This is a genomic window from Mycolicibacterium confluentis, assembly GCF_010729895.1.
In the GTDB taxonomy this organism is placed as follows: domain Bacteria; phylum Actinomycetota; class Actinomycetes; order Mycobacteriales; family Mycobacteriaceae; genus Mycobacterium; species Mycobacterium confluentis.
Window position 1 is genome coordinate 957,744 of sequence record NZ_AP022612.1, and the last position, 11,324, is coordinate 969,067.

The following is an 11,324-nucleotide window of genomic DNA, read 5'->3' on the forward strand; positions in this document are numbered from 1 at the left end:
GATGGCCGAGATTGTCCTGTCGCATGTGACCAAGAGTTACGCCGACGGCAAGGGTGTGCGGGATGCCGTCAAGGATCTGTCGCTCACGATCGCCGACGGCGAGTTCGTCATCCTGGTCGGGCCGTCGGGGTGCGGCAAGTCCACGACGTTGAACATGATTGCGGGCCTGGAGGACATCTCCTCGGGCGAGTTGACGATCGCCGGCGAACGGGTCAACGAGAAGGCCCCCAAGGACCGCGACATCGCGATGGTGTTCCAGTCCTATGCGCTCTATCCGCACATGACGGTGCGGCAGAACATCGCCTTTCCGCTGACCCTGGCGAAGGCGGCCAAGGCCGACATCGCCAAGAAGGTCGAGGACACCGCGAAGATCCTCGACCTGACCGAACTCCTGGACCGCAAGCCCTCGCAGCTCTCCGGTGGGCAGCGCCAGCGTGTCGCGATGGGCCGCGCGATCGTGCGCAATCCCAAGGCGTTCCTGATGGACGAGCCGCTGTCGAATCTCGATGCCAAGCTGCGCGTGCAGATGCGCGGCGAGATCGCCCGCCTGCAGCAGCGACTGGGCACCACGACGGTCTACGTGACCCACGATCAGACCGAGGCCATGACGCTGGGCGACCGCGTCGTGGTGATGCGCGCGGGTGTGGCTCAGCAGATCGGCACCCCCGACGAGCTGTACTCCCGGCCGGCGAACCTGTTCGTCGCGGGGTTCATCGGATCGCCGTCGATGAACTTCTTCCCGGCCACCCTCACGGATGTCGGTGTCCGACTGCCGTTCGGCGAGGTCACGCTGACGCAGGAGGCGCTCGACAGCATCGCGTCGCATCCGACCCCGAAGAACGTCATCGTGGGCGTGCGGCCCGAGCAGTTCGAGGACGCCGCGCTGATCGACGGTTACCAGCGCATCCGCGCCCTGACCTTCGATGTCACGGTTGATCTCGTGGAGTCGCTCGGCGCCGACAAGTACGTGTACTTCACGACGGCGGGGGACAGCGCGCGCGCCGAGCAGCTGGCCGAGTTGGCCGCCGAATCCGGTTCGGGCGCCAATGATTTCGTCGCGCGAGTGTCGACCGACTCGACCGCGGCCTCGGGCCAGACGCTCACCCTGGCATTCGAGTCGTCCAAGGTCCTGGTGTTCGACGCCGACTCCGGAGTGAACCTCACGCTGCCGGTGCCCGGAGCCAGGTGACCTCGGTTCTCGACGACGTTCGCGCCCACCTGATCGAGCATTTCGCGCAGGCGGGAATCGGCGGCGAGCCGGATTCCGCCAGCGTGACGTTCCTCGGCGTCGAACCCATCACGGTGCTGCGGTTCGGGCCCGATCCCCGTCCCGGCCTGGACGGCGTCGTGCACTATGTGTCGTTGGGCTGCTCGCGTCATCCGATGGGGGACCCGACGGCCCCGACCGCCGACCCGGTCCGAGGGCCCCGCGCCGAAGTCGTCGTGAGCCTGCGTCCGACCATCCCGACGCCGGGCATCGCGCGGACGGTGGCACTGCTGGCCGCGACACCCGCGGTCGACGGCATCGTGCTGCTGCCCGACGCCCTCATCGATCTCGGTGCTGCGCTGTGGGCGGCGCAACCCGGCCACGCGCCGCTTTCCGCGGTGCTGCTGGGGGAACCGCAGATCCCCGAGTTGCCCCGGCCCGCACCCATGGATCCCGTGCAGTTCCTGACGGCGGTGCCGATCACGGGGAACGAGGCCGCGTGGGTTCGGCTCAAGGGGGCCGACGAACTGCGTCGCACCTGGGAGCAGGACGGCACCGATGTTCTCGACCCCGCCCGCGTCTAACCCTCCCGCGCGCAGACACACAATCGCCCCAAGCGGGCGGAATTCATGCGAGTGTGCGTCTGCTCGGCAAGAGAACTAGAGCCAGTGGTTGCGGCGGAAAATGCGGTACAGCGTGGCGCACACCAGCAGCATGAACAGCAGGACCGAGGGATAGCCCAGCGTCCAGTCGAGTTCCGGCATGTGGTCGAAGTTCATCCCGTAGATGCCGGCGATCATCGTGGGCACGGCCGCGATCGCGACCCACGCCGAGATCTTGCGCATGTCGACGTTCTGCTGCATGCCGACCTTGGCGAGCGCGGCCTGCACCAGTGACGTCAGCATCTCGTCGTAGCTGGCGATCCGGTCGGCGGCCCGGGTCTGATGGTCGAGGACGTCGCGCATATAGCGCAGCACCTCTTTGGTCATCAGATCCTTGAACTCGGAGTTGATCCGGCCCAGTTCCACCGACAGTGGCGCGACGGCGCGGCGCAACTCGACCACTTCCCGCTTGAGCATGTAGATCTGCTCGATGTCGGTCTTCGCGGTCGAGGAGAACGTCTCCTCTTCGATGGCGTCGACGTCGCACTCCATCAGCTGCGTGACCTCGAGATAGGTGTCGACGACGTGGTCGGCGATCGCATGCATGACGCCGTACGGGCCCAGCGCCAGGTGTTTGGATTCGTCCTCCAACCGCCTGCGCACGCCGGCCAGGCCGGAGTGGTCGCCGTGCCGCACCGTGACCACGAAGTCGGACCCGACGAACACCATGATCTCGCCGGTCTCGACGATCTCGCGGGCCAGCGCCACAGATTCGTGGGGGACGTAGTTGACGGTTTTGAGCACCAGGAACAGGGTGTTGTCGTAACGCTCGAGCTTGGGCCGCTGATGGGCATGCACGGCGTCCTCGACGGCCAGCGGGTGCAGTCCGAAAATGTCTGCGACCGAATGCATCTGGTGTTCGTCGGGCTCGTGCAGCCCGATCCACACGAACGCGTTCTGGCCCGCGGCCACCAGTTCGCGGGTGCGCTCGACGGCCGCGGCGTGGGTGTACTTGCCCGGTTGGCGGGTGCCGTCGACGTAGACGGCGCAGTCGACCATGGCGCGCGACACGGGGACAGGGATCGGCTTGGCGTCGATCCCTTGGCCCGGCGTCCGATTGGCGCCGGTCAACGACGGCGGAAGCGCACGAAATGATGGCATGGACCTACCTCCCCGCTTCTGCCGTGGAGTGCATTGGTGATGCTACGCGCCCCCACCCACACCTCCTCCTCACGAGGGGGGAACCGTCCCCGGTGAGGATGTTGGGTCAAGTAACCTGACGCGGTGGCTGAAACAGTGAGCACCCCGCATCTCGTCATTGAGGACGAGGAAATCTTTGACGCCCATGTCGGCGGCAAGCTGTCAGTCGAGTTGAAGTCGCCGCTGGACACCCAGCGTGCGCTTTCGATCGCCTACACCCCGGGCGTTGCGCAGGTCAGCCGCGCGATCGCCACCGATGCCACCCTGGCCAAGCGCTACACCTGGGCAAACCGTCTGGTGGTCGTGGTCAGCGACGGCACCGCGGTGCTGGGCCTCGGAGACATCGGTCCGTCGGCGTCGCTGCCCGTCATGGAGGGCAAGAGCGCGCTGTTCAAGGAATTCGGTGGGCTGGACTCGATCCCGCTCGTGCTCGACACCAAGGATCCCGACGAGATCGTTGAGACGCTCATCCGCCTGCGGCCGAGCTTCGGCGCGGTCAACCTGGAGGACATCTCCGCGCCGCGCTGCTTCGAGATCGAGCGCCGCGTGATCGAGGCGCTGGACTGCCCGGTCATGCACGACGACCAGCACGGGACGGCGATCGTCGTCCTCGCGGCGCTGCTGGGCGCCACCAAGGTGCTCAACCGTGACATGGCCTCGCTGCGCCTGGTGATCTCTGGCGCCGGTGCCGCGGGCGTCGCCTGCGCCAACATCCTGCTGGCCGCCGGTATCACCGACATCACGGTGCTGGACTCCAAGGGCATCGTGCACCGCGAGCGCGACGACCTGAACTCGTTCAAGGCCGAACTGGCCGAGCGCACGAACCCCGCCGGACGCACCGGCGGCCTCGCGGAGGCCCTCGACGGCGCCGACGTGTTTCTGGGTGTGTCGGCCGGTGTGGTGCCAGAGGAGCTCATCGCGACGATGGCGCCCAACAGCATCGTGTTCGCGTTGAGCAACCCGGATCCCGAGATCCACCCCGACATCGCGCACAAGTACGCCGCGGTGGTCGCCACGGGACGCAGTGACTTCCCGAACCAGATCAACAACGTGCTGGCCTTCCCCGGTGTGTTCCGCGGGGCGCTGGACGCCGGGGCCCGCCGGATCACGGAGAAGATGAAAGTCGCTGCTGCCGAAGCCATCCACAGCGTGGTGGGCGACGACCTGGCGGTTGAGCACATCGTGCCGAGCCCGCTGGATCCGCGGGTCGGACCCGCAGTCGCCGCAGCGGTGGCCGCTGCGGTCGACGAGGACGAGGACTAGCCCCTGAGCTGCATCCGCGCGCTGCGGCCGACCATTCTGTGGGGTCTGCTGGCCCTGCTGCTGGTCGGTTGTGGCGGTCCGCAGACGCCACCGCATTCGGTGGCCGTGGGCGCCACCTCCTCGACGGAGTCCGTGCTGCTGGCCAACCTGTACGCGGCGGCGCTGCGCTACTACGGGACACCCGCGCACGTCGTCGAGCTTCCGGATCCGCTGCGCGCGCTGGACTCCGGCGAGGTCACCGTGGTGCCCGGGTTCACCGGTCAGCTGCTGCAGACGTTCGCCCCCGGCACTCGGGGCGCCGGCGATGAGCAGGTCTACAAGGCCATGGTCGGGGTGCTGCCCGAAGGCGTCGGCGCGGGCGATTTCGCCACGGCCGCCGAGGACAAACCAGCCGCCGTCGTCACCGAGGGCACGGCCACCGCGTGGGGTGGGCGGGATCTGCCCATCCTGGTCAAGCACTGCACGCAGATTCGCGCGGGTGCGCTGCGCGGCGCCGTCGTCCCCGCGGCGGTGGGGAAGTGCAGGCTCGCGCCACCGCGCGAATTCGGCAGCAGCGCTGAGCTTTTCGAGGCGCTGTCGGGCGGTCAGATCAACATCGCCTGGGCCACGACGGCTGATCCCGACGTGCCCGGCACGGTCGTCGCGCTGGCCGACGGCAAGCCGTCGCTGATTCAGGCGCAGAACGCCGTGCCGCTGTATCGGCGAAATGAGCTGACCGCACGGCAGGTGCTGGCCCTCAACGAGGTTGCGGGCGTGCTCGACACCGCGACGCTCAAGCAGATGCGTCAGCAGGTGGACGACGGTGCGGATCCACGTGCCGTCGCCGACGCGTGGCTGGTCGAGAACCCGCTGGGCCGCTAGATCAGTGCACGTTGGGTGCGGCCTTGCTGAGCACCTTTGAGAACAGCCGCTGGTAGCCCGATCCGGTGATCCGCACGATGACGTCGAGGATCTTGGCGTCAGCGCCCACAAGGACGCGGGCCTTCTTCTTGTGGACGGCCTCAAGGATGATCGTGGCGGCCCTTTCCGGAGTGGTGCGGGCGAGCTTGCGGTCGAACTCCTGGGCCAATTCCTTGGGATCGAGTCCCTCGGCCGCGGTGGCATTGCGCGCGATCGCGGTCTTGATGCCTCCGGGGTGCACTGCGGTCACCTGGACCGGGCGCTTCTTGGTGATCATCTCCTGGCGCAGGGCCTCGGTGAAGCCGCGGACGGCGAACTTCGCGGCGTTGTACGCCGACTGACCCGGCACCGAGAAGATGCCGAACAGGCTCGAGACGTTGACGACGTGCCCGTCGCCGGACTCGATGAGGTGCGGCAGGAAGGCCTTGGTGCCGTTGACGACGCCCCAGAAATCGACGTCCATAATCCGCTCGATGTCCTTGAAGTCGCAGACCTCGACGTCGCCGGTGAACGCGATGCCGGCGTTGTTGTAGATCTGGTTGACCTTGCCGTAGTGCGCCTTGACCTCGTCGGCGTACAGCAGGAACGCTTCACGCTCGGTGACGTCGAGGCGGTCGGCCTTGACCGGTGCGCCGATCGCCTTCAGTTCTGCTTCGGTCTTGGCCAGGCCCTCGATGTCGACATCGCTGATGGCCAGTTTGGCTCCTGAACGGCCCAGTTCGATGGCCAGAGCCTGTCCGATACCGGACCCCGCCCCCGTCACGACACAGACTTTTCCGGCGAACCCCTCCATGGCGAACTCCCTCGCTTCGGCCTACGCGTCCAGTTGGCCAGTCACGCTACCCGATACCGCCGGTACCTCTCGGGGTAGGGGGCAGTCGTTCGGCTCGGTAACGAGCACCATCCGGCATACGATGCCCACATCATGAAGTGCATCCGTATTGCGACCGCAGGCTCGCTGGCCGCCGCAGGCCTCGCGCTGAGCCTGTCCGTCGCCTCTCCCGCTCAGGCCGACCCTGAGACCGACGCGTTCTTCAACGCCGTGACCGAGTCCGGGATCACCGGCCTGGATCCGGCGACGGCGACGCAGGTCGGCCAGCAGGTGTGCCCCATGCTTGCCGAACCCGGTCAGCAGATGGCCGACGTGGCCGGGAGGGTCTCCGAGTCGATCGGCAGGCCACTCGGACCCGCGACCATGTTCACCGGTCTGGCCATCACGTGGTTCTGCCCCGGGGCGGTGGCCTCGATCGCCAACGGCGACTCACCGATTCCGCTGGGTCTGTTCGGCTTCTAACGCAAAAAATGTGCGGATCTGCAGCCTTTTTCGCGATTGAGGCTGCAGATCCGCACATTTCTTTTGACTACTGGGCGAAAGCCTCGTCGAGAATCTCCTGGTGCTCGACCGCATGCACCTTCGACGAACCCGATGACGGCGCCGACATCGCGCGCCGCGAGATGCGCTTGATCCCGGTCAGCATGTCGGGCAGGAACTCCGGCAGCGCCAAGCCGAACGTCGGCCAGGCACCCTGGTTCGCCGGCTCCTCCTGCACCCAGAAGTACTGCTCGACGTTGGGATACAGCTCCAGCGTCTTGCGCAGGCGGCGCGGCGGCAGCGGATACAGCTGCTCGATCCGGACGATCGCGATGTCATCGCGCTTGTCCTTGGCTTTGCGCGCCACCAACTCGTAGTACAGCTTGCCGCTGCACATCAGGATGCGCTTGACCAGCGAGCGGTCGCCGTCGCCGACCTCGTAGGTGGGCTCCTCGAGCACCGAGTGGAACTTCGACTCGGTGAAGTCCTTGACGTCGCTGACGGCGGCCTTGTTTCGCAGCATCGACTTCGGCGTGAACACCACCAGAGGGCGGTGGATCCCGTCGAGCGAGTGCCTGCGCAGCAGGTGGAAGTAGTTCGCCGGAGTCGACGGCTGAGCGACGGTCATCGAACCCTCGGCACACAGCTGGAGGAACCGCTCGATGCGGCCCGACGTGTGGTCCGGCCCCTGACCCTCGTGGCCGTGCGGCAGCAGCAGCACCACGTCCGACGTCTGGCCCCACTTGGCCTCACCCGAGCTGATGAACTCATCGATCACCGACTGTGCGCCGTTGACGAAGTCGCCGAACTGCGCCTCCCACAGCACCAGTGCGTCGGGGTTGCCCACCGAGTAGCCGTACTCGAAGCCGACCGCGGCGAACTCCGACAGCGCCGAGTCGTACACCAGGAACCGGCCGCCGGTGGGCGTGCCGTCCTCGTTGGTGGCCAGCAGCGACAGTGGGGTGAACTCCTCACCGGTCTTGCGGTCGATCACGACCGAATGCCGCTGCGTGAACGTGCCGCGGCGGGAGTCCTGACCCGACAGCCGGACCATCTTGCCCTCGGCGACCAGCGAACCGAACGCCAGCAATTCGGCGAAGGCCCAGTCGATCTTGCCCTCGTAGGCCATGTCGCGGCGCTTCTCCAGTACGGGCTTGACCCGTGGGTGCACGGTGAAACCGTCGGGGATCGCCAGGTGCGCGTCGCCGATGCGGGACAGCACCGACTTGTCCACCGCGGTGGCCAGCTTCTGCGGGATGACCTGGTCGGATTCGACCGACTCGCTGGGCTCGACCTCGTGCTTCTCGAGTTCGCGGACTTCGTTGAACACCCGTTCCAGCTGCCCCTGGTAGTCGCGCAGCGCGTCCTCGGCCTCTTTCATCGAGATGTCGCCGCGGCCGATCAGGGCTTCGGTGTAGGTCTTGCGGACGCCGCGCTTGTGGTCGATCACGTCGTACATCGCGGGCTGCGTCATCGACGGGTCGTCGCCCTCGTTGTGCCCGCGGCGGCGGTAGCACAGCATGTCGATGACGACGTCCTTCTTGAACTTCTGCCGGAAGTCGACCGCCAGCTTGGCCACCCAGACGCACGCCTCGGGATCGTCGCCGTTGACGTGGAAGATCGGCGCGCCGATCATCTTGGCGACGTCGGTGCAGTACTCCGAGGACCGCGAGTGCTCAGGAGACGTCGTGAAGCCGACCTGGTTGTTGACGATCATGTGGATCGTGCCGCCGGTGCGGTACCCGCGCAGCAGTGCGAGGTTCAGCGTCTCGGCCACGACACCCTGGCCGGCGAACGCCGCGTCGCCGTGCAGCATGAGCGGAACAACGGAGAAGCCGCTGTCGGTGTCGCCCTTGTCGAGCAGGTCCTGCTTGGCCCGCACCAGCCCCTCGAGCACAGGGTCGACCGCTTCAAGGTGGCTCGGGTTGGCCGTCAACGACACCTCGATGTCGTTGTCGCCGAACATCTGGATGTAGGTGCCGGTCGCGCCGAGGTGGTACTTCACGTCACCCGAACCGTGCGCCTGCGACGGATTGAGGTTGCCCTCGAACTCGCTGAAGATCTGCGCGTACGGCTTGCCGACGATGTTGGCCAGCACGTTGAGGCGGCCGCGGTGCGGCATGCCGATGACGACCTCGTCGAGGCCGTGCTCGGCGCACTGGTCGATCGCGGCGTCCATCATCGGGATGATGGTCTCGGCGCCCTCGAGCGAGAACCGCTTCTGCCCGACGTACTTGGTCTGCAGGAAGGTCTCGAACGCCTCGGCGGCATTGAGCCGGCTCAGGATGTACTTCTGCTGGGCGACAGTCGGTTTCTCGTGCCGGACCTCGATCCGCTCCTGCAGCCACTGCTGCTGCTCGGGTTCGAGGATGTGCGTGTACTCGACGCCGATGTGACGGCAGTACGCGTCGCGCAGCACCGAGAGCACGTCGCGCAGCTTCTTGTACTCCTTGCCGGCGAAGCCGTCGACCTTGAACACGCGGTCCAGGTCCCACAGCGTCAGGCCGTGCGTGAGCACGTCGAGGTCGGGGTGGCTGCGCCACTTGTCGCGCTCGAGTCGCAGCGGGTCGATGTCGGCCATCAGGTGGCCGCGGTTGCGGTAGGCCGCGATCAACTCGATGACCCTGGCGTTCTTGTCGGTGACCGCATCCGGGTTGTCGGTGCGCCACCGGATCGGCTCGTAGGGGATGCCCAGCTCGGTGAAGATCTCGTCGTAGTACTCGTCGGACAGCAGGAGCTGATGGACGGTGCGCAGGAAGTCGCCGGACTCCGCGCCCTGGATGATGCGGTGGTCGTAGGTCGAGGTGAGCGTGATCAGCTTGCCGATGCCGAGTTCGGCGATGCGCTCCTCGCTGGCGCCCTGGAACTCGGCGGGGTACTCCATGGCGCCCGCGCCGATGATCGCGCCCTGCCCGGCCATCAGTCGCGGCACCGAGTGGACGGTGCCCAGCGTGCCGGGGTTGGTCAGCGAGATCGTCACGCCGGAGAAGTCCTCGGCGGTGAGCTTGCCGTCGCGCGCGCGCCGGACGATGTCCTCATACGCCGCGATGAACTGACCGAAGGCCATGGTCTCGCAGCCCTTGATGGCCGCGACCACCAGAGAACGCTTGCCGTCCTTGCCCTGCAGGTCGATCGCCAGGCCCAGGTTGGTGTGGGCCGGGGTCACCGCATTCGGCTTGCCGTCGATGACCGCGAAGTGGCGGTTCATGTTCGGAAAGCTCTTGACCGCCTGCACGATCGCGTAGCCGAGCAGGTGGGTGAAGCTGATCTTGCCGCCACGGGTGCGCTTGAGGTGGTTGTTGATGACGGTGCGGTTGTCGATCATCAGCTTCGCCGGGATGGCCCGCACGCTCGTGGCGGTGGGCACCTCCAGCGAGGTGTTCATGTTCTTGACGACGGCTGCCGCGGCGCCACGCAGCACCTGGGTCTCATCGCCGGATGCCTCGGCGGGTGCAGCGGCGGGGGCGGCAGGCTTCACGGGCTTCTCGGTCTTCGCGGCGGCGGGTTTGGCGGGGGCGGGTTTGGCTGGGGCAGCCTTGGCAGAGGCGGCGTTATCGGCGGCCTTCTCGGGCTTGGCGGTCGCCGGCTTCTCTGCCGGCGGCGCAGGTGCGGGGGTTGGCGGCGCGGAGGGGGCGCTGGTGGCCACCTGCCCGTTGCTGGCGGAGGAGGTCTCGGAGAGGCCGGCCTGCACCGGTTCGGGGTTGTAGTCGACCAGGAACTCATGCCAGCTGGGATCGACCGAGGAGGGGTCGTCGCGGAATTTGCGGTACATCTCCTCGACCAGCCATTCGTTCTGCCCAAATGGGGAACTTGTACTGCTCACAGCAGCTGCTCGCCTCAATTCATCTCGTAGCTTCGCGTTACGGACAGGCGCGGCGCTGTGCCTGCCACGTGTACTGGGTGCGACCCCGATGCCAACCGGGGTGTTTCCACCGCATTAAAGGCTATCGCGTGCGCAGTGGGTCAGACCACGTAGCAGCGCAATACCGTGAATTGTCACAAGCGCTGCGCCCAACGGCCCGCGCGATGCGACGAGCGGCGCCCGTCGCGGCGTCACGTGGCCTGCGATTCGATCTCACCTTCAATGACGGGCGGCAGCACATGCAGTGCGCCCGGCCATTTCTGCGGTGCGGGGCCGAACGCCTCGCGGGCATTCTTGACGATCGTCTTGCCCATCAGCCGGTTTCCGACGCCGCCGATGAGGGCGCCGACGCCGACCGGCAGCACCTTGCCGAACATCAGCGCGCCACGCTTGACGGTGTACTTCTTCACGAAGAACTTCATCAGCCTCCCATTGAGCTGGGACAGCGCGGGCAGCGGTACCGTCGCCGCACCCTCGCTGAGCCACGCGCCGTTGGTGCGCCCCGGGCCGAGCAGGCGTCCGACGGCGTTCTTGGCGTCGTCACCCGTCAACGCGCCGAGCACCAGTGTGCGGCGCCGCTCCCGATCGTCGACCGGAATGCCGTGCACCTCGGCGACGGCCAGGACGAACACCGCGGTGGTCTCGAGGAACAGTGCGGTTTCACCGGCGACCAGGGAGAGTGCCAGGACCGTTCCGACGCCAGGCACCAGGGCGGCCGAGCCGACGGCCGCACCGCTGCCCATGACGGCGGCCAGATAGTGCTTCTCCAGCCGGGTCACGATCTCGTCGGGCGTCGCGCCGGGGGACTTGTCGCGCAGCCTCTGCACGTAGGCCCTGATCGCCGGGGCCTGCAGTCGAGAGCCGGACTCGATCAGGTGGGACAGCGCGCGTGCCGCAGCGCTGGGGTCGTCGTCCTCCACCCGGGCGGGAAGGTTGTCCGGCTCGGTCTTCGACTTCTTGGCGAACATCAGGTTGCCT

The 11,324-nt window shown here is 67.1% G+C and carries 9 protein-coding genes; 5 read left to right on the top strand and 4 right to left on the bottom strand.

Going from position 1 to position 11,324, the window contains the following annotated elements; genetic code table 11:
• The first annotated feature begins 1 nt into the window (after position 1).
• On the top strand, positions 2-1,189 hold the full coding sequence (locus tag G6N34_RS04560) for an ABC transporter ATP-binding protein (RefSeq protein ID WP_085154049.1): 1,188 nt from the start codon (positions 2-4) through the stop codon (positions 1,187-1,189).
• Positions 1,186-1,791, top strand: coding sequence for a suppressor of fused domain protein (locus G6N34_RS04565; RefSeq protein ID WP_085154051.1), 606 nt, complete (start codon positions 1,186-1,188; stop codon positions 1,789-1,791). The genes G6N34_RS04560 and G6N34_RS04565 overlap by 4 nt, the downstream gene beginning before the upstream one ends.
• 75 nt (positions 1,792-1,866) lie before the next feature.
• Here G6N34_RS04565 and corA read toward each other — a convergent pair whose 3' ends face one another.
• Entirely contained in the window at positions 1,867-2,970 is a 1,104-nt protein-coding gene (gene corA, locus G6N34_RS04570) for a magnesium/cobalt transporter CorA (RefSeq protein ID WP_085154053.1), read from the bottom strand.
• 123 nt (positions 2,971-3,093) lie between these two features.
• Between corA and G6N34_RS04575 the strand changes: the two genes are divergently transcribed.
• Both G6N34_RS04575 and G6N34_RS04580 read left to right on the top strand, forming a co-directional pair.
• On the top strand, positions 3,094-4,272 hold the full coding sequence (locus G6N34_RS04575) for an NAD(P)-dependent malic enzyme (RefSeq protein WP_085154055.1): 1,179 nt from the start codon (positions 3,094-3,096) through the stop codon (positions 4,270-4,272).
• Positions 4,273-4,284: 12 nt separating this feature from the next.
• Complete coding sequence (locus tag G6N34_RS04580) at positions 4,285-5,133, top strand: glycine betaine ABC transporter substrate-binding protein (protein ID WP_407663260.1); 849 nt, start codon at positions 4,285-4,287, stop codon at positions 5,131-5,133.
• A 1-nt stretch (position 5,134) separates the two neighbouring features.
• Here the strand turns inward: G6N34_RS04580 and G6N34_RS04585 are convergent, their stop codons facing one another.
• The gene (locus G6N34_RS04585; protein ID WP_085154059.1) at positions 5,135-5,965 is read right to left on the bottom strand and encodes an SDR family NAD(P)-dependent oxidoreductase; all 831 of its coding nucleotides are present in this window, start codon (positions 5,963-5,965) and stop codon (positions 5,135-5,137) included.
• Positions 5,966-6,097: 132 nt separating this feature from the next.
• Here G6N34_RS04585 and G6N34_RS04590 point away from each other — a divergent pair, with 132 nt between their 5' ends.
• Positions 6,098-6,466: a DUF732 domain-containing protein gene (locus tag G6N34_RS04590; RefSeq protein ID WP_085154061.1), complete on the top strand. Its 369-nt coding sequence runs from the start codon at positions 6,098-6,100 to the stop codon at positions 6,464-6,466.
• A 67-nt stretch (positions 6,467-6,533) separates the two neighbouring features.
• Here the strand turns inward: G6N34_RS04590 and G6N34_RS04595 are convergent, their stop codons facing one another.
• Entirely contained in the window at positions 6,534-10,307 is a 3,774-nt protein-coding gene (locus G6N34_RS04595) for a multifunctional oxoglutarate decarboxylase/oxoglutarate dehydrogenase thiamine pyrophosphate-binding subunit/dihydrolipoyllysine-residue succinyltransferase subunit (protein ID WP_163645315.1), read from the bottom strand.
• Between the two features lie 230 nt (positions 10,308-10,537).
• Complete coding sequence (locus tag G6N34_RS04600; RefSeq protein ID WP_085156481.1) at positions 10,538-11,314, bottom strand: hypothetical protein; 777 nt, start codon at positions 11,312-11,314, stop codon at positions 10,538-10,540.
• Positions 11,315-11,324 lie beyond the last annotated feature (10 nt).